The following is a 17367-nucleotide window of genomic DNA, read 5'->3' as shown; positions in this document are numbered from 1 at the left end:
AAGCGGATTGCTCAGGCGCTTTCTTTGGGCTTCAATGTCTGCGCTGTCCGGGGAAAGCCAAGTATACTGGAGCGGACCATCCTTTTTTCTTATTGTTGAAACAGGCAGTGAAAAAAATCTATTGCAAACACTGGACACGTCTGCTACAATCAAAAACAGTGATTCAGTAATGCCGCTTGACTTCCTATAACACAGATGGTATGATGTTTTAGGTTAATTGAATAGTTGTTTGATGAAAAAGCAGAAGCACCCGCTTCTCACCTGATTGACGCAATTTGCAGTTAGCAGGTATGACGAGATCAAAACTTGGTTATTTGAATTCGTAGTGTGGGTGTGTCATGCGCCCGCACTTTTTATATGCTTAAAAATCGCAAAGAAACGCTCAGGATGGTTGACAGCTGAACTTTTGCTGTAGCCAAACACTATTCAGTAATAAACCATGGAGGTGGCTAACTATTAGCAAAGACATGTTGGTAAACGATGGCATTCGTGCTCGTGAAGTGCGTCTAATCGGACAAAATGGTGACCAGCTTGGAATTAAATCACGTCAGGAAGCGCTTGAAATTGCAACACGCGCAAACCTGGATCTAGTAATGGTTGCTGCAGGAGCTAAACCGCCTGTATGCCGGATCATGGATTACGGTAAATTCCGCTTCGAGCAGCAGAAGAAAGATAAAGAAGCACGCAAAAACCAAAAAATCATCAGTATTAAAGAAGTTCGCTTCAGCCCGACTATTGACGAGCATGATTTTAATACAAAACTTAAAAATGCACGCAAGTTCCTTGAAAAAGGCGATAAAGTTAAAGCTTCAATCCGCTTTAAAGGACGTGCTATTACTCATAAAGAAATCGGCCAGCGCGTTCTGGATCGTTTCTCTGAAGCTTGTGCTGACGTGGCAACTATCGAGTCTTCACCTAGGATGGATGGACGCAGCATGTTCTTGGTATTAGCACCGAAATTCGAAAAGTAATCACACGAGGAGGAAACCCCTATGCCTAAAATGAAAACTCATCGCGGCTCTGCTAAACGTTTCAAAAAGACTGGATCTGGTAAACTTAAACGTTCACACGCTTACACAAGTCACTTGTTCGCTAACAAATCCACTAAAGCGAAACGTAAGCTTCGCAAAGGTTCATTGGTTAGCAAAGGCGATTTCAAACGTATTCGCCACATGCTTGATAACATTAAATAATTTCAAAATAGATCGGAAACAAAACTAGGAGGTAAATGACATGCCAAGAGTAAAAGGCGGTACAGTAACACGCAAACGTCGTAAAAAGGTCATTAAATTAGCAAAAGGTTATTACGGTTCCAAACACACGCTTTACAAGGTAGCGAACCAGCAAGTAATGAAATCTTACAACTACGCTTTCCGCGATCGTCGCCAGAAAAAACGTGACTTCCGCAAACTTTGGATCACTCGTATCAACGCAGCTGCTCGCATCAACGGTCTTTCTTACAGCCGTCTAATGCACGGATTGAAGCTTGCTGGTATCGAAGTGAACCGCAAAATGCTTGCTGATCTTGCTGTTGCAGATGCAAAAGCATTCGCTCAGCTTGCTGATGCTGCTAAAGCTAAATTAGACAAGTAAGTTTAAAATTAAAGAGGCTGGTTCCTTTACAGCGTGACAGATTGCTGCATCTCCGATATCTTTTAGATAGGGGATTGCCGTACATCTTCCGTGTGAGGGATCGGCCTCTTTTTTGTACGACAGGAGCTGAAAAGAATGATAGGAGCATTGGTGATATTTTACGCAGGGCTAACGGCTGCCGGTTATATGATTATGGCTGCTGATAAACGGAAAGCTGAAAGAGGGCAGTGGAGAATCAGCGAACGGACTCTTTGGCTTGTGTCTTTCGCAGGAGGAGCCTGGGGTTCCTTATTGGGTATGTATAAGGTAAGACATAAAACAAAGCATCCCGGATTTAAGTACGGGATGCCATTGCTCGCGGCAGGTCATGCAGTTCTCGCTATTTATTTAGCTGGGGTGCTGTATTAAACGGACGGTTTTTCGTCAAGAAACTCATGAATCGGGCTTTTCCAGTCAATTTTAGCATAAGGATAGCGTTCTTTGACCAGGCTTTCCAGATAGCGGAAATCTTCAAGGCTGAGGCCCTGAAGCTTTGAAACCGTACTGCTCCAGATAAAAATCGAGATGACTTCAAACGACTGGTCTGTAGTACCGAGGTATTTTTCTCCTTCAAAAAGCGCTCCTTTGTAGGTGATGAGAAAGTTTTTCCTGACGTTTTCCTGATCATCGAGGAAGTATAGTTCCTTTCTTTCCCGGGCCAGCTCAAGCTTGCGTTTCGGATTGAGGATAAATTTTACCCCGCGGTAGAGGAGAAAGAAAATAAGCCCAATTAGGAAAAGGCGTATGAGCAAAACAAACATGTTCAGGCCTCCAGCTATTTTTTCTTACATACGTATAACAAGCTAAAAAGGTTTCAAAAAGATGAAAATTTTAATTTAAGAGAGGAGATTTCATCATGAACGTATCGGTACTTTTTGAGATGCAAAGGGAGCTTGACGCGAAAATCAGGCATCAGCATTCTCTGGAACATGAAAACCTTGCTCAGCGGAAAACCCTCGCCCTGCTGGTGGAGCTTGGCGAACTGGCGAATGAAACACGCTGTTTTAAATTTTGGAGCACAAAAGCTCCTTCAGATAAGCAGGTGATTCTTGAGGAGTATGTAGATGGCATTCATTTCATTCTCTCACTTGGAATTGAATATCAGTATGAAAAACAAACGGTCCTGGATCTTAAATCCGGCAGCAGGGACGTCACGCTTACTCATCAATTTCTGATGGTATATGACTCCATATCTTTATTTGACAAACAGCCAAGCCTGAATTCCTATTTGACAGTGTTTGGGGAATATTTATATCTTGGCGAAATGCTTGGATTTACGGCAGAGGATGTAGAGAAAGCGTACCTTCTTAAAAATGAAATCAATCATGAAAGGCAGCAAAAAGGGTATTAGGGATTTTTTGCTGTAATGTCCATTTTTTGAGTATAATAGGGATGAACGATTATTTAAAGGGGGCAGTACAATGGCGCAATTGGATGAAGCTTTGCAAATGCTGAAAGACTTAACGGACGCAAGAGGTATTCCCGGAAATGAACGCGAACCGCGGGAAGTCATGAAGAAATACATAGCTCCATATGCTGATGAAGTGGTAACAGACGGTCTCGGAAGTTTAATCGCAAAGAAGACCGGAGATGAAAATGGTCCGAAAATTATGCTTGCCGGACATTTGGATGAAGTTGGATTTATGGTAACGAGCATTGATGATAAAGGATTTCTGCGCTTTCAGCCGGTAGGCGGATGGTGGGGACAGGTTATGCTTGCACAGCGTGTTACCATCATAACGCGAAAAGGAGATGTGACGGGAATTATCGGTTCAAAACCGCCTCATATTCTGCCTCCAGAAGTACGCAAGAAACCGGTTGATATTAAAGATATGTTTGTGGATATCGGTGCTTCAAGCAAAGAAGAAGCAGTGGAATTTGGAATCCGTCCAGGAGACCAGATTGTTCCTTATTTTGAATTTACGGTAATGAAAAATGAAAAGATGCTTCTTGCAAAGGCTTGGGACAACCGCATTGGATGCGCAATCGCCATTGATGTCCTGAAGCAGCTGAAAGAAGTGCAGCATCCGAATATCGTATACGGTGTAGGAACTGTGCAGGAAGAAGTAGGACTTCGCGGCGCCAAAACATCGGCTCAGCTTATTAAACCGGATATCGCATTTGCGCTTGATGTCGGAATTGCGGGTGATACTCCCGGTGTTACAGAGAAAGAAGCGCTAGGCAAAATGGGAGATGGGCCTCAAATCATTCTTTATGATGCATCCATGGTTTCCCACAAAGGCCTTCGTGAATTGGTAACAGACACTGCTGATGAATGCGGAATCCCTTATCAATATGATTCTCTTGCAGGCGGCGGAACGGACTCAGGAGCAATCCACGTGACAGCGAATGGTGTACCTGCTTTATCCATTACCATTGCAACCCGCTACATTCACTCCCATGCTGCCATGCTTCACCGTGACGATTACGAAAACACGGTGAAATTGCTTGTGGAAGTTATTAAGCGTCTTGACCGAAGCACGGTTGATTCCATTACGTTTGATTAATATGGAAGCAATGAAAAGGGCTGTCTAATAAGCCCTGCAATGAGGAAATGATTAATCAAAACCCCCTGAACGCTTTGTGTAAGCATCCAGGGGGTTTTGGTTTTTACATAGTATTTTTGAACAATTATTGTATAGGCTGATTGGAGCGGAAGGTGCGCGACTCCTGCGGGAGCAGCGGGACAGGTGAGACCCCACAGGCGCTTGCGCCGCGGAGGCTCACCGTCCGCCCCGCTTCAGCATCCTGCAGCGGAAATTGGCCAAAACCAATCTGCCTTTAAAATGCGAAAAGTGCTTAGAAAACTGACTAAAACTGAATATCTGGACGCCACTTTCTTACTTCTTTAAGCCATTTTCAAGTGTTTCAAGCATTTCCTGTTTTTCCGTGTTATCGGCATGCTGCCAGATCACTTCGAACAAAACGCCCAGTCCCGGTAGCATTTTTTCTTCTCCGCTTTGGATGGCATCGACAATTGTATGCTCAAGTTCATCCTGGGAATTGCCTGTTACATTATGCAGTACGGCATTGCGCAAATTTAAGTTCATCGCTAATTCCTCCTTATTAAATAACATCTGACCGTAGCATCTGCTAATTTCAATTTTATTATGTACAGAAGAAAGGATATAATGGAGGGAGCATTGGATAAAGGAGTTTGAACCTTGAAAAGAATTGAATCCGCCCAAAACCCTAAAGTGAAACAATGGCGTAAATTACATACAAGAAAAGAACGCGAGAAGAGCGGGACCTTTCTCGTGGAAGGCTATCATCTTGTGGAAGAGGCTTTAAAGAATAAGCAGCAGATATCTGAAATCATTTTAGGTGAAAACACGAATATTCCAAAAAACTGGAATTTAAATGGAGTGGACCTGTATTTAGTAACGGAGGCTATCCTAAAAGCGCTGGCTGAAACCGAGACGTCTCAAGGAGTATTTGCCGTGTACCGACATCATGAATATAAGGATGAACAGCAGTGGAAAAGAGTACTGCTTCTTGATGCCGTACAAGACCCCGGAAATCTTGGGACGATTATCCGTACAGCAGATGCGGCAGGAATGGACGGGATAATCCTCGGAGAAGGCACGGTTGATGCCTACAATGCAAAAACCCTTCGCTCAAGTCAGGGATCTATTTTTCACATCCCTGTTGTAAGAGGCAATATTCGTGACTGGATAGAAACCCTTAAAAGCCAATCCATTCCTGTTTACGGTACAGCATTAGAGAATGCATTGCCTTTTAAAGAAGTGGAATCTCAGCCCGCTTTTGCGTTAATGCTCGGAAATGAAGGGAAAGGGGTATCCGCTGAACATCTTGCCGGGACCGATCAAAATCTGTACATTCCGATTCATGGCCATGCAGAATCTTTAAATGTCGCCATTGCAGCCGGTATTCTTCTGTACCATTTACGCGGATAAGGTTGCGAATCAGACTTGTTTTCACTATAATAAAGCTATTCAGGTTGTAAAATAAAATAGTAGAATCGGCGTTGATGGAGAGCAGTAGTTTGCATGGATCAGCCAATAAGGGAGAAAATGCCTTAGACTGGAAGCATTTTTTTGGCTGCCGCAAATGAATTCACCTCCGTAGCCGGCACCAGGACCGTGTACATACGTAAAGGTGCCCCGGTTAATAACCGTTATCCGTTCCAAAGCGACAGACTTTTTTGCGATCCGCAAAAGTCTTGAACAAGGGTGGTACCGCGAATTCAAACCTCGCCCCTTTACCAGGGGCGGGGTTTTTTTATTTTCCAAACAGCCGTATAAAAGGAGGATTTCCATGCAGGAGCAATTAAAACAATTGCAGCAAGAAGCACTTCAAAAGATTGAAGAGGCAGATGGTTTGAAAAGCTTAAACGACATCCGTGTTGCCTACCTCGGGAAAAAAGGGCCGATTACAGAAGCGTTAAGAGGGATGGGAAAGCTTTCTGCTGAAGAACGCCCGAAAATGGGAGCGCTGGCGAATGAAGTCCGCGAAGCTATTGCCACAAAGATTACCGAAAAGCAAGACCGTCTGGAAAAAGCGGAGGTAGAGAAGAAGCTTGCTGCCGAAACAATTGACGTCACTCTTCCAGGACGTCCGGTCAAAACAGGCAACCGTCATCCGATCACAGCAGTTGTAGAAGAAATAGAAGATCTGTTTCTTGGAATGGGCTACTCCATTGAGGAAGGACCTGAAGTGGAAATTGATTACTTCAACTTTGAAGCCTTGAACCTCCCAAAAGGTCATCCGGCGCGCGATATGCAGGATTCTTTTTACATTACAGATGAAATTTTGCTTCGTACCCACACTTCTCCTGTTCAGGCAAGAACGATGAAGAAGTATGCGGGAAAAGGTCCTGTGAAAATTATTTGTCCGGGTAAAGTTTACCGCCGTGACGATGATGATGCGACACACTCCCATCAGTTCACTCAAATCGAAGGTCTTGTCATTGATGAAAAGGTCAGCATGAGCGATTTGAAAGGAACGCTTGAAGTATTTGCGAAAAAGATGTTCGGCGATGACCGCGAAATTCGTCTCCGTCCAAGCTTCTTCCCGTTTACAGAGCCTTCAGTAGAAGTGGATGTCTCCTGTTTTAATTGCGGAGGAAAAGGATGCAGCGTCTGCAAAAAAACTGGCTGGATTGAGATTCTTGGAGCAGGAATGGTTCACCCGAACGTGCTTGAAATGGCAGGATTCGATTCAAAAAAATATCAGGGGTTTGCTTTCGGCATGGGGCCAGAGCGCATTGCGATGCTGAAGTACGGCATCGATGATATCCGCCATTTTTATACAAATGATCTTCGTTTTCTTAAACAATTCAAAAGAGCGTAACAGGAGGGATATACATGTTCGTTTCCTATAAATGGCTTAAGGACTACGTGGACTTAAGCGGGATTACTGCAGAGGAACTCGCGGAAAAAATTACCCGCAGCGGAATTGAGGTTGAGGGTGTCGAGGTACTGAATCAAGGAATCAGTGGGGTTGTCGTTGGACACGTCCTTGAAAGAGAGCAGCATCCGAATGCAGATAAATTAAATAAATGCTTAGTGGATATCGGCCAGGATGAACCTGTTCAAATCATTTGCGGAGCTCCAAATGTTGATAAAGGCCAAAAAGTAGCGGTCGCTACAGTCGGTGCAGTTTTGCCGGGTAATTTTAAGATTAAAAAGGCGAAGCTTCGCGGTGAAGAATCGAACGGGATGATTTGTTCCCTGCAGGAGCTTGGAATTGAAGGCAAGCTTGTTCCTAAAGAATATGCAGAAGGCATTTTTGTATTTCCGGGGGATGTTCAGCCGGGAGCAGATGCACTCCAGCAGCTGAACCTCGATGATGAAGTTCTGGAATTAGGTCTGACTCCAAACCGTTCTGATGCCTTGAGCATGCTTGGAGTGGCGTATGAAGTAGCAGCCATCCTAAACCGCGAAGTGAAGTTACCTGAGATATCTTATGAAACAGAGGGAGAAAAAACCTCTGATTATATTTCAGTCAACATTGAGGCGAAGCAGGAAAATCCTCACTATACTGCCGCAATTGTGCGTAATGTCACGATAGCTCCATCTCCGCTATGGATGCAAACCCGTTTGATGGCAGCTGGAATTCGTCCGCACAATAACGTCGTTGATATCACGAACTATGTCCTGATTGAATACGGCCAGCCGCTTCATGCTTTCGATTATGACCGTTTTGGTTCAAAAGAAGTAGTCATTCGAATGGCACAAACAGGCGAAAAATTGCTGACTCTCGATGATAAGGAACGAGAATTAAAAGAAGATCAGCTTGTCATAACGAATGGCAAAGTTCCGGTAGCTCTTGCAGGGGTTATGGGCGGTGCGGATTCAGAAGTGAAAGAAGATACGGTAAACGTCCTCCTTGAGTCCGCTTATTTTGACGGACAAACGGTTCGCAGAGCTTCAAAGGACCACGGACTTCGCAGTGAAGCAAGTGCACGCTTTGAAAAAGGGGTAGCACCTGAACGAGTAATTGATGCTGCACGACGTGCCGTTCAGCTCTTGGTGCAATATGCAGGCGGAGAAGCAGCAGAAGGATTTGCGGAAGTGAAGCATCACGCCCCAGAGCCTAAAACCATTTTTATCTCCGAAGAAAAAATCAACTCCGTTCTGGGAATGAGCATTTCTGAAGAGGAAATTAAATCCATTCTGCTAAGGCTTGGTTTTGCTGTTGAAACGCAAGGAGATAAGCTTAGTGTAACCGTTCCGACGAGACGCGGTGATATTACGCTTGAAGAGGATATCGTAGAAGAAGTTGCCCGGCTTTACGGCTATGATAACATCCCTTCCACTCTGCCGCTATTCCGTTCAACTCCCGGAAAATTGACCGAGTATCAGGCGAAACGGAGAAAGGTGCGCCAATACCTTGAGGGTGCAGGTCTACTGCAGGCGATCACCTACTCTTTAACCAGTAAGGAAAAAGCGGTTCAGTTTGCCTTGAAGGAAACGGAAATGACGCGTCTTTCCCTTCCAATGAGCGAGGACCGCAGCGTTCTAAGGCAAAGCCTGCTTCCGCATTTGCTCGAAGTGCTGAATCATAATTTATCCCGGCAAATGGATCAGGCAGCCGTCTATGAAACAGGTTCTGTTTTCCTTACAAAGGGCAAGGATGAGCAGCCTGTGGAAAAAGAGCACCTGGCTGGAGCAATTACAGGCCTTTGGGAGCAGCATCAATGGCAGGGAGAAAAGAAACCTCTTGATTTCTTCGTAGTAAAAGGAATTCTTGATGGCTTATTCTCTGAGCTTGGACTGTCAGAGCAGGTTGAGTACAAGGCGGCAGCAAGAGACGGACTTCATCCGGGACGCACTGCTGAATTGTATATCAACGGTGTACTTGCAGGAGCTGTAGGGCAGCTTCATCCCACGATTCAGAAAGAAATGGACCTTTCTGAAACCTATGTATTTGAGCTGATGCTTGAAGACCTGATGGAACAGGAAATCGGTGAAATTCAATACACAGTTATTCCTAGATACCCTTCTATTACACGCGATATAGCGTTAGTTGTAGACAAGGAAGTGGCAGCAGGAGAGATGCTGTCTGTCATAAAAGCAGCAGGCGGTACCCTTCTGAAAGAAGCTGTAATCTTTGATTTATATGAAGGCGACCGGATGGAAGAAGGGAAAAAGTCCGTTGCGTTCTCCATCCTGTACCTGGATCCTGAACGGACGCTTACAGATGAAGAAGTAACTAAAGCACATGAAAAAGTTCTAAATGCGGTATCGGAGAAATTCGGAGCAGCGTTAAGAGGATGATGGAGATGCCGCCTTCTTTTTGAAGGCGGTTTTCTTATGTAAAGGCTTCGTTCAATAAAAACAGTGACAAATCTGCTGTTATCTCTTACAATCAAGCCAACTTGATCATCCGGAAGGGGATTAACATGAGTATAAACGAACGGATAGCAAAGGAAATCAATATAGAAGACCATCATATGGACGGACTTTCAAATCTATTAAAGCTCGTGGTAGAAGAAGGCTCGGCTGTTGGATTTATGCCGCCTATGCCACTGGGAGCGGCAGCTGAATATTGGAAAAGCCTGCCTTCAGAAGGGGTGATTCTATTTACCGTTGAGATAAACGGAGTAATTGCCGGAAGTGTCCAGCTGCATCTTTCCCTTAAACAAAATGGCCAGCACCGGGCAGAAATTGCAAAGCTGATGACTCATCCGGATTTTCGAAAAAGAGGGATTGCGCGTCTCCTGATGGAAAAAGCAGAGCAGCGAGCGAGGGATGAGCAAAGGAGTCTCCTTGTACTTGATACAAGAGAAGGTGCTCCGTCAAACAATTTGTATGTCTCAATGGGATATACGGCTGCGGGAATAATCCCCGCTTATGCAAAATCTGCGGACGGAAGCCTCCACTCCACGGTCATTTATTACAAACAGCTCGTCGAGGCATAAAAAAACCCGCCGGGAAGGCGGGCGGACACGGAAACATTCAGTTAATGGCGTTTGCGGCTTGCAATCGCAAGGGCTTTCTCGGTATTGGCAAAGTGTGACTTCGTATATTGGCCAAGATCCTGTTCCCCATTTTTTAAAATCAATTTTGCTGCTGCTTCATCCACTTGCTTGCCGGCACCTTTTGGAAGAGTCATCCCCGCTTTCTTTGAAAGCTTGTCGAACTCTTTTACAAAGGAGTAGCGGGCAATAATGGAAGCGGCAGCTACGGCAAGGTGAATTCCTTCCGCCTTTGTACTGAAATAAGTGTTTTTCTTTGAAAAGGTCTGGCCTTTCAGGTGGCTGTAATAAATATTTGGATCCACAAACTGATCAATCAGGATTGCTTCAGGCTCTTCGGGATGGATTTTGTCAAGCAAATGCCGGATTGCCTGGTTATGCAGCCATGCCTTCATTTTTCCCTGAGTCATGCCCTTTTTCTGAAGCTCGTTGTATTTTTCATTTTTCAAAACGAGCAAACTGTATGGAACCGCATGAATGAGGTTTTTCGCAATTTCAATAATTTGTGGATCCTTAAGACCTTTGGAATCACGAGCTCCCATTTCTTTAATGAGCGGGATATTTTCTTTGCTTACATATGCAGCGACAACGGTAATTGGACCAAAAAAGTCGCCTGTTCCAACCTCGTCAGAACCAATAGCAGAGAGGGATGCGATATTTGGAGGCGGAGCAAAGCCGTTAACGGTTTTGGCAGCAGATTTCGGTTTGGATTCCGCTGGTGCTGAGCCCCAGCGCTGAGCCTCGGTTTCGGCATGCTTGCCCTGAAAAAGAATCTTGCCTGACTTGTAGCCTGTAATGGTGCAGCCCTCTATTTTTGCTGAAAAAACGGCACCTGGGGGAGTCTTTGCAGCCGCGCTGCTTTTGTAGTAATTTGCTGCTTTCATGAGCAGCTCTTGATTTGCCTGAATGACGGAATGGGACAAAAGGATTCTTCCTTCCTTGGTAAATTACGGATTTTCGCCCGGATCATGCTCCACACTGCTTCCCATATTGGAAATAAACGTGTTATGATAAAGATTAGGATTCCGAGGAATGGAGGATGTACGTTGTCGAATCGTTCAAAGACTAAAACGAATGTTGATATATATGGTCAGCAATATTCCATCATAGGAACGGAAAGCACAAGCCATATGCGCCTTGTCGCATCCATTGTAGACGACAAAATGCGCGAAATGAACAGTCATAACCCTTCTCTTGATATTAACAAATTGGCCGTTTTGACAGCGGTGAATGTCGTACACGAATACTTAAAATTAAAAGAAGAATGCGAGCTTCTGGAAAGAAAGCTTTCAGAAAAGGATTGAATGAAAGTATGCTTGATCTGATCCTGGCAGTCTTACTGCTATTTGGAATACTTACCGGTTTGAGGCGCGGCTTTATTATGCAGCTTGTCCATCTTACCGGATTTATCATTGCTTACATTGTAGCATATTTATATTATGATGATTTAGCTCCTAAACTCGAATTATGGATTCCTTATCCATCAATGGGAGAAGGACAGGCTGCCATCTCATTTTTTACTGGGGGACAGCTGGAGGAAGCCTATTACCGTGCAATAGCGTTTGCTATCTTATTTTTCGGTACAAAAATTGTTACGCAAATCATTGGATCCATGCTCGATTTCATAGCTATGCTTCCGGTTATCAAGCAGCTTAACCGCTGGGGCGGGGCTATACTTGGTTTTGCAGAGGTTTATCTCATCGTGTTTATCCTTCTTTTCATCGGAGGTCTTCTTCCAATGGAAAATGTTCAGAATGCTATGAAGAATTCTGCATTATCGAATACAATTGTACATCATACACCATACTTTTCCGATAAGGTGAATGAACTGTGGATTCAATATACCGGCAAGTCTTAAACTTCTCATGACGAGGGGTTTTTTCCCATGTTTACGATAAATGAAGAGGTGATGCTGTGTGGGTATACATAAAAAAGACGTCATTAAGCTTCTTGAAACGATTGCTATTTATATGGAACTTAAAGGAGAAAACCCATTTAAAATTTCAGCTTTTCGAAAAGCAGCCAATGCACTGGAGCAGGATGAAAGAAGCTTAAGCTCCATTGAGGATTTCACGAAGCTGCAGGGAATTGGTAAAGGAACGGCAGCAGTCATACAGGAATTTTTGCAAACAGGAGAGTCTGAGGCTTTGGCCGAACTGAAAAAAGAAGTTCCTGAGGGCTTAATCCCTTTATTAAAGCTTCCTGGACTTGGCGGGAAAAAAATTGCCAAGCTGTATAAGGAATTAGGCGTTGACGGTGTTGAATCGTTGAAAAAAGCCTGCATTGAGCATAAAATACAAGGACTGGCCGGATTTGGCATAAAAACAGAAGAAAAAATACTTGCTGCAGTTGAAGATATAGGAAAGAGACCGGAACGTCTGCCTCTTGCTTTTATGCTTCCAATTGCAAGCGATATTGAAGCCTATTTAGCTGAATGCCCTGATATCATCAGGTATTCTAAAGCTGGATCTATCAGAAGAATGGCTGAAACCGTGAAAGATCTCGATTTTATCATTTCAGCTTCTGAACCTGAAAAGGTCAGGGACTACCTTATGAAAATCCCGCACAAAGGGGATGTGATTGCAGGCGGCGATACGAAGGTTTCGGTAGAACTCATGTATGATTTTGCCGTCAGTGCAGATTTCCGGATTGTAAAGGATGAGGAATTTGCATCAACCCTGCACCATTTTACCGGATCGAAGGATCATAATGTCCGCATGCGCCAGCTTGCCAAAGAGCAGGGGAAGAAAATCAGTGAATATGGCGTAGAGGATTTAGAAACCGGCCATATTGAGACCTTTAAAGATGAGGCTGAATTTTTTGCGCGCTTCGGTTTACCATTTATACCACCCGAACTGAGAGAGGACGGGAAAGAAGTGGAGGAGCGGGTCAATGTGGATGAGCTAGTCTCAAACGATCAGATCCTTGCTGACCTTCACATGCACTCCACATACAGTGATGGTGCCTTTACAATAGAAGAAATGGCCAATGCGTGCCGCGCAAAAGGCTACAAGTATATGGCGATAACCGATCATTCCCAGTATTTAAAAGTGGCAAACGGTCTGACACCCGAAAGACTGAGAGAGCAGCGAAAAGAAATTGACCGCCTCAATGAGAAATTTAATGATTTTACCATTCTCGCTGGAGTGGAAATGGATATTCTGCCTGACGGGACACTGGATTACGATGATGAGATGCTGCAGGAGCTGGACATTGTCATTGCGTCCATTCATTCAAGCTTCTCACAGCCAAGAGAAAAGATTATGGAAAGGCTTAAAACTGCTTTAACAAGCCGCCATGTTGATATCATTGCCCATCCCACCGGCCGGCTGATCGGCAGAAGGGATGGATATGATGTGGATATCGATATGCTGATTCAGCTCGCAAAAGAGACGGATACAGCACTCGAGTTAAACGCTAATCCAAACAGACTGGATTTAAGTGCGGAACATTTGAAAAAGGCTCAGGAGGCTGGTGTGAAGCTCGTCATCAATACGGACGCACACAGCCTGGACATGCTGGAACATATGCCAATTGGCATTTCAACCGCGATAAAAGGAAATGTAAAAGGGGAAAATGTCTTAAATACTTGGGAACTGGATCAGCTTAAACAATTTCTGAACAGACATGATTCCTGAAGATTTGGGAGGTCTGCAAGTTGCAGGAAAAAGGATTGCGTGTTTTAGAATTTCATAAAATCAGGCAGCAGCTGACGAATCATGCTGCCTCATCACTGGGTAAAGAAAGAGCCGAGGCTCTGCTGCCGACAAGGGACCTCAATGAAGCGGAGAAGCGGCAGCAGGAAACGTTTGAAGCAGCTGATATATTAAGAGTGAGAGGTCATGCTCCATTTGGCGGCCTGACCGATATAAGAGCAAGTCTCAAACGGGCAAAAATAGGGGGAGTGCTCAGTGCGCATGAATGTATGAGCACAGCAGGCGTTCTTTATGCAGGGAGACAAATGAAGCAATTTATTTTAGAGCTTGCTGAAGATGAAATCCTGACCATTCCTTATTCAGAGGAAAAGGCCCGTCTTATTGAGCCCCTGTCAGAGCTTGAGAAAAAAATCAATCAGTGCGTGGATGATAATGGAGATATCCTGGATCATGCGAGTGATTTGCTTCGCTCGCTCCGCCAGCAGCTGAGAACGCTTGAATCCCGCGTCCGTCAAAAGCTTGAATCCATGATTCGTTCCTCTGCGGCGCAAAAAATGCTTTCAGATGCCATTATTACCATTAGAAATGACCGGTTTGTTATTCCCGTTAAGCAGGAATACCGTTCATCATACGGTGGAATTGTCCATGACCAGTCATCATCAGGAGCGACTCTGTTTATTGAACCGCAAGCGATTGTTGACATCAATAATTCTCTTCAGCAGGCAAAGGTAAAAGAAAAGCAGGAGATTGAACGGATTTTGCGGGAGCTGTCAGAGGCGATAGCTGTTGAAGCAGATCTTATTCTTTCCAATGTAGAAGTATTGGCCGACCTGGACTTTATGTTTACAAAAGCGAGGTATGCAAAAGCAATTAAAGCTTCTCGCCCGCTTATGAATGACAGAGGCTATATCAAAATGATAAAAGCCCGCCATCCGCTATTATCTTCAGATGAAGTTGTTGCCAATGATATTGTACTCGGAGACTCGTATTCAACAATCGTTATTACCGGACCGAATACAGGAGGGAAAACTGTTACCCTCAAGACGATTGGCCTTTGCACATTGATGGCTCAATCAGGTTTGCAGGTTCCGGCTGCCGATGGATCAGAGATGGCTGTTTTCGATTCTGTCTATGCAGATATAGGCGACGAGCAATCCATTGAACAAAGCTTGAGTACCTTCTCCTCCCACATGGTAAACATCGTAGACATCTTGAAAAAAGCGGATGAAAAGAGTCTCGTCCTTTTTGATGAACTTGGAGCGGGTACAGATCCGCAGGAAGGGGCAGCTCTTGCGATTTCCATCCTGGATGAAGTATACGGCAGGGGATCAACTGTAGTCGCTACAACTCACTACCCAGAGTTAAAAGCGTATGGCTACAACCGGGAAGGTGTCGTAAATGCGAGCGTTGAGTTTGATGTTGAGACATTGAGCCCGACCTATCGCTTGCTGATCGGAGTACCAGGCCGAAGCAACGCCTTTGAAATTTCAAGAAGACTAGGTCTGTCCGAGCATGTCATCGACTATGCTAAGTCGAATATGAATGCAGAAAGCAATGAAGTCGATACGATGATTGCTTCACTTGAAGAAAGCAAAAAAGAGGCGGAAGCAGAAACAGCAGAAGCAGAACAATTCCGCAAAGATGCTGAAGATCTTCATAAAGAGCTCCAAAAGCAAATTCTGGAGTTTAATGAGCAGCGCGACAGACTGTTCGTGGAAGCAGAACAAAAGGCGGCAGAAAAGCTGGATGAAGCAAAAAAGGAAGCGGAAGAAATTATCCGTCATCTGCGCAAGCTTCAAAAGGAACAATATGGATCGATAAAGGAGCATGAGCTGATCCACGCCAAAAAACGCCTGGAGGAAGCTCAGCCTGTCTTTGCGAAATCCTCGCCTCAAAAGAAGCAGGAAAAAGCGAAGGAAGATCATTCTCTTAAACCTGGTGATGAAGTGAAGGTAATCAGCTTCGGGCAAAAAGGAATTCTGCTTGAGCAATCAGGCAACAAGGAATGGCATGTTCAAATCGGAATTTTAAAAATGAAAGTGAAAGAATCCGATCTTCAATATATGAGCAGGCCGAAGCCTGTTGTTGAAAAACCGCTAGCAACAGTAAAAGGGAAAGATTATCATGTTTCCCTTGAACTTGATTTAAGGGGAGAGCGTTTTGAAAATGCAATTTCGAGAGTAGAAAAATATCTGGATGATGCGGTACTGGCCGGCTATCCGAGGGTATCCATTATCCACGGCAAAGGAACCGGAGCATTGCGCAAAGGAGTACAGGAACTCCTGAAAAACCATCGCAGTGTGAAAAATACACGGTTCGGAGAGGCCGGAGAAGGCGGCAGCGGTGTCACCATCGTTGAGCTCAAATAAGGGGAGGTAAACAGCCAGATGAATCCTTTCTGGGAAAATGAACTGGTCCAGACTGCTGCCTATTACAGTGTTGTTGTTTTATGTATGGTCGTGTTCATGAGTATCTTTGAACTTGTAACCAAATATAAAAATTGGGACGAAATTCAAAAGGGAAACCTTGCAGTGGCCATGACAACCGGCGGAAAAATTTTCGGGATCGCCAATATCTTTCGTTTTTCCATTGAACAGCATAACTCGCTTTTTGAGATGATTGGCTGGGGCTGCTACGGCTTCTTTCTATTGCTGCTCGGTTATTTTATTTATGAGTTTTTAACACCAAAATTCCGGATTGATGAAGAAATTGAAAAAGACAACCGTGCAGTAGGATTCATTTCAATGGTCATCTCAGTGGGGCTATCCTACGTCATTGGATCAAACATTTAAGGGGTATGAAATGGAGACTTTAGCAAAAGTGCTGATGGCTGTTTGCGGATTGTTTTTAGTAATTGGTTTGCTTTATCTATTTTTTTGGACTTAATCCGATTGGAAAAGGATTCTCATACGAGAGTCCTTTTTTTAATTCTTCAGGAGATGGAATGAAACAAACGAGTGTTCTATAATGGAGATGAAGAGATTTAAAAATGCAAGGAGGAGCAGTGAATGTATATAACCGTTGCAGATTTTATTGCTGAATGGAAAAAGGAAGCAGGATTAACTCAAAAGCTAATGGATGGTTTGACAGATGATTCATTGAAACAGCAAGTGTATCCGGAAGGGCGTACATTAGGAAGCATTGTCTGGCACTTCACGGTGAATATTCCAGATTATTTAGCCGAGTTCGGACTGGAGATTGACCGTATCGGAACTGAGGAAAATGTGCCATCGTCTGCACAGGAAATAGCAGCAGCCTTCAAGGATGTAAGTGCTGAGGCAGCTAGAGTCATTCAGGAACAATGGAAGGATGAAACACTCAGACAAGTGCAGAAAGCCTTTGGAAGACAAGAATCAAATGCTTCGATTCTGATGGGGCTGATTAAACACATTGTTCATCATCGCGGACAAGCGACCGTTCTTATGCGCCAGGCGGGATTAAAGCCGGCATGGATTTATGGGCCCGCAAAAGAAGATTGGATGGAGATGGGCATTCAGCCGCGGCTTTAAAAACATCCTATTTCAATTCCAGCCCCCTTACTTAGGAAAGAGCAATTAGGCGGTTCAGATAATTTATTTAAAAGTCTGAATATACTGTTATAATAAAGGCGTAAGCCGAAAGTCATAAGGGGGGTAA

The 17367-nt window shown here is 44.3% G+C and carries 19 protein-coding genes and 1 other annotated feature; of the genes, 16 read left to right on the top strand and 3 right to left on the bottom strand.

Going from position 1 to position 17367, the window contains the following annotated elements; genetic code table 11:
• Window positions 1-232 precede the first annotated feature (232 nt).
• Window positions 233-362: a sequence feature (ribosomal protein L20 leader region), on the top strand.
• A gap of 105 nt (window positions 363-467) precedes the next feature.
• From infC to WCV65_RS14895, 4 genes are all read left to right on the top strand, one after another.
• Window positions 468-971: a translation initiation factor IF-3 gene (gene infC, locus WCV65_RS14910; RefSeq protein WP_035410914.1), complete on the top strand. Its 504-nt coding sequence runs from the start codon at window positions 468-470 to the stop codon at window positions 969-971.
• 21 nt (window positions 972-992) lie between these two features.
• Window positions 993-1193, top strand: a complete 201-nt coding sequence (rpmI, locus tag WCV65_RS14905) for a 50S ribosomal protein L35 (RefSeq protein WP_035410913.1) — start codon at window positions 993-995, stop codon at window positions 1191-1193.
• A 40-nt stretch (window positions 1194-1233) separates the two neighbouring features.
• A complete protein-coding gene (gene rplT, locus WCV65_RS14900) occupies window positions 1234-1593 on the top strand; it encodes a 50S ribosomal protein L20 (RefSeq protein WP_035410911.1) in 360 nt (119 codons plus the stop codon).
• Window positions 1594-1728: 135 nt separating this feature from the next.
• Window positions 1729-2001, top strand: coding sequence for a DUF1294 domain-containing protein (locus WCV65_RS14895; protein ID WP_338777525.1), 273 nt, complete (start codon window positions 1729-1731; stop codon window positions 1999-2001).
• Here the strand turns inward: WCV65_RS14895 and WCV65_RS14890 are convergent.
• Window positions 1998-2393, bottom strand: a complete 396-nt coding sequence (locus tag WCV65_RS14890; RefSeq protein ID WP_338777523.1) for a sigma-w pathway protein ysdB — start codon at window positions 2391-2393, stop codon at window positions 1998-2000. The two genes, WCV65_RS14895 and WCV65_RS14890, sit on opposite strands and share 4 nt — an antisense overlap.
• 95 nt (window positions 2394-2488) lie before the next feature.
• Here WCV65_RS14890 and WCV65_RS14885 point away from each other — a divergent pair, with 95 nt between their 5' ends.
• Window positions 2489-2983: a dUTP diphosphatase gene (locus tag WCV65_RS14885; protein WP_035410907.1), complete on the top strand. Its 495-nt coding sequence runs from the start codon at window positions 2489-2491 to the stop codon at window positions 2981-2983.
• A gap of 70 nt (window positions 2984-3053) precedes the next feature.
• The gene (locus WCV65_RS14880; protein ID WP_338777521.1) at window positions 3054-4139 is read left to right on the top strand and encodes a M42 family metallopeptidase; all 1086 of its coding nucleotides are present in this window, start codon (window positions 3054-3056) and stop codon (window positions 4137-4139) included.
• 333 nt (window positions 4140-4472) lie between these two features.
• Here WCV65_RS14880 and sspI read toward each other — a convergent pair whose 3' ends face one another.
• Window positions 4473-4682 (bottom strand): small acid-soluble spore protein SspI, encoded by a 210-nt coding sequence (sspI, locus tag WCV65_RS14875; protein WP_035410902.1) that lies wholly within the window; start codon window positions 4680-4682, stop codon window positions 4473-4475.
• A gap of 114 nt (window positions 4683-4796) precedes the next feature.
• Here sspI and WCV65_RS14870 point away from each other — a divergent pair, with 114 nt between their 5' ends.
• From WCV65_RS14870 to WCV65_RS14855, 4 genes are all read left to right on the top strand, one after another.
• On the top strand, window positions 4797-5549 hold the full coding sequence (locus WCV65_RS14870) for an RNA methyltransferase (protein WP_338777518.1): 753 nt from the start codon (window positions 4797-4799) through the stop codon (window positions 5547-5549).
• A gap of 361 nt (window positions 5550-5910) precedes the next feature.
• Window positions 5911-6945 (top strand): phenylalanine--tRNA ligase subunit alpha, encoded by a 1035-nt coding sequence (gene pheS, locus WCV65_RS14865; RefSeq protein WP_035410896.1) that lies wholly within the window; start codon window positions 5911-5913, stop codon window positions 6943-6945.
• A gap of 14 nt (window positions 6946-6959) precedes the next feature.
• A complete protein-coding gene (pheT, locus tag WCV65_RS14860) occupies window positions 6960-9374 on the top strand; it encodes a phenylalanine--tRNA ligase subunit beta (RefSeq protein WP_338777513.1) in 2415 nt (804 codons plus the stop codon).
• Window positions 9375-9505: 131 nt separating this feature from the next.
• Window positions 9506-10018: a GNAT family N-acetyltransferase gene (locus tag WCV65_RS14855; protein WP_338782312.1), complete on the top strand. Its 513-nt coding sequence runs from the start codon at window positions 9506-9508 to the stop codon at window positions 10016-10018.
• Between the two features lie 41 nt (window positions 10019-10059).
• Here WCV65_RS14855 and rnhC read toward each other — a convergent pair whose 3' ends face one another.
• Window positions 10060-10998, bottom strand: a complete 939-nt coding sequence (gene rnhC / locus WCV65_RS14850) for a ribonuclease HIII (RefSeq protein ID WP_338777511.1) — start codon at window positions 10996-10998, stop codon at window positions 10060-10062.
• A gap of 123 nt (window positions 10999-11121) precedes the next feature.
• Here rnhC and zapA point away from each other — a divergent pair, with 123 nt between their 5' ends.
• The 6 genes from zapA (at window position 11122) to WCV65_RS14820 (ending at window position 17240) form a co-directional block, all read left to right on the top strand.
• The gene (gene zapA, locus WCV65_RS14845; protein ID WP_035410884.1) at window positions 11122-11379 is read left to right on the top strand and encodes a cell division protein ZapA; all 258 of its coding nucleotides are present in this window, start codon (window positions 11122-11124) and stop codon (window positions 11377-11379) included.
• Between the two features lie 8 nt (window positions 11380-11387).
• Window positions 11388-11933: a CvpA family protein gene (locus WCV65_RS14840; RefSeq protein ID WP_338777509.1), complete on the top strand. Its 546-nt coding sequence runs from the start codon at window positions 11388-11390 to the stop codon at window positions 11931-11933.
• 58 nt (window positions 11934-11991) lie between these two features.
• Window positions 11992-13713, top strand: a complete 1722-nt coding sequence (polX, locus tag WCV65_RS14835) for a DNA polymerase/3'-5' exonuclease PolX (RefSeq protein WP_338777507.1) — start codon at window positions 11992-11994, stop codon at window positions 13711-13713.
• Window positions 13714-13733: 20 nt separating this feature from the next.
• Entirely contained in the window at window positions 13734-16100 is a 2367-nt protein-coding gene (locus WCV65_RS14830) for an endonuclease MutS2 (RefSeq protein ID WP_338777505.1), read from the top strand.
• A gap of 18 nt (window positions 16101-16118) precedes the next feature.
• On the top strand, window positions 16119-16523 hold the full coding sequence (locus WCV65_RS14825) for a DUF350 domain-containing protein (RefSeq protein WP_035410870.1): 405 nt from the start codon (window positions 16119-16121) through the stop codon (window positions 16521-16523).
• A 216-nt stretch (window positions 16524-16739) separates the two neighbouring features.
• Entirely contained in the window at window positions 16740-17240 is a 501-nt protein-coding gene (locus tag WCV65_RS14820; RefSeq protein WP_338777502.1) for a DinB family protein, read from the top strand.
• Window positions 17241-17367: the final 127 nt, after the last annotated feature.

The sequence above is a fragment of the Metabacillus sp. FJAT-52054 genome (assembly GCF_037201815.1).
Classification (GTDB): Bacteria; Bacillota; Bacilli; order Bacillales; family Bacillaceae; genus Metabacillus_B; species Metabacillus_B sediminis.
Note: the sequence above shows the minus strand (reverse complement) of the source record. Positions and strands in the feature narration are given on the sequence as shown.

Excerpts from the sequence above, each read along its gene's own strand:
- rpmI (WP_035410913.1), top strand. The coding sequence starts at position 993 with ATGCCTAAAATGAAAACTCATCGCGGCTCTGCTAAACGTTTCAAAAAG.
- WCV65_RS14885 (WP_035410907.1), top strand. The coding sequence starts at position 2,489 with ATGAACGTATCGGTACTTTTTGAGATGCAAAGGGAGCTTGACGCGAAA.
- WCV65_RS14895 (WP_338777525.1), top strand. The coding sequence starts at position 1,729 with ATGATAGGAGCATTGGTGATATTTTACGCAGGGCTAACGGCTGCCGGT.
- WCV65_RS14880 (WP_338777521.1), top strand. The coding sequence starts at position 3,054 with ATGGCGCAATTGGATGAAGCTTTGCAAATGCTGAAAGACTTAACGGAC.
- WCV65_RS14820 (WP_338777502.1), top strand. The coding sequence starts at position 16,740 with ATGTATATAACCGTTGCAGATTTTATTGCTGAATGGAAAAAGGAAGCA.
- pheT (WP_338777513.1), top strand. The coding sequence starts at position 6,960 with ATGTTCGTTTCCTATAAATGGCTTAAGGACTACGTGGACTTAAGCGGG.
- sspI (WP_035410902.1), bottom strand. The coding sequence starts at position 4,682 with ATGAACTTAAATTTGCGCAATGCCGTACTGCATAATGTAACAGGCAAT.
- pheS (WP_035410896.1), top strand. The coding sequence starts at position 5,911 with ATGCAGGAGCAATTAAAACAATTGCAGCAAGAAGCACTTCAAAAGATT.
- WCV65_RS14840 (WP_338777509.1), top strand. The coding sequence starts at position 11,388 with ATGCTTGATCTGATCCTGGCAGTCTTACTGCTATTTGGAATACTTACC.
- WCV65_RS14890 (WP_338777523.1), bottom strand. The coding sequence starts at position 2,393 with ATGTTTGTTTTGCTCATACGCCTTTTCCTAATTGGGCTTATTTTCTTT.
- rplT (WP_035410911.1), top strand. The coding sequence starts at position 1,234 with ATGCCAAGAGTAAAAGGCGGTACAGTAACACGCAAACGTCGTAAAAAG.
- infC (WP_035410914.1), top strand. The coding sequence starts at position 468 with ATGTTGGTAAACGATGGCATTCGTGCTCGTGAAGTGCGTCTAATCGGA.
- WCV65_RS14825 (WP_035410870.1), top strand. The coding sequence starts at position 16,119 with ATGAATCCTTTCTGGGAAAATGAACTGGTCCAGACTGCTGCCTATTAC.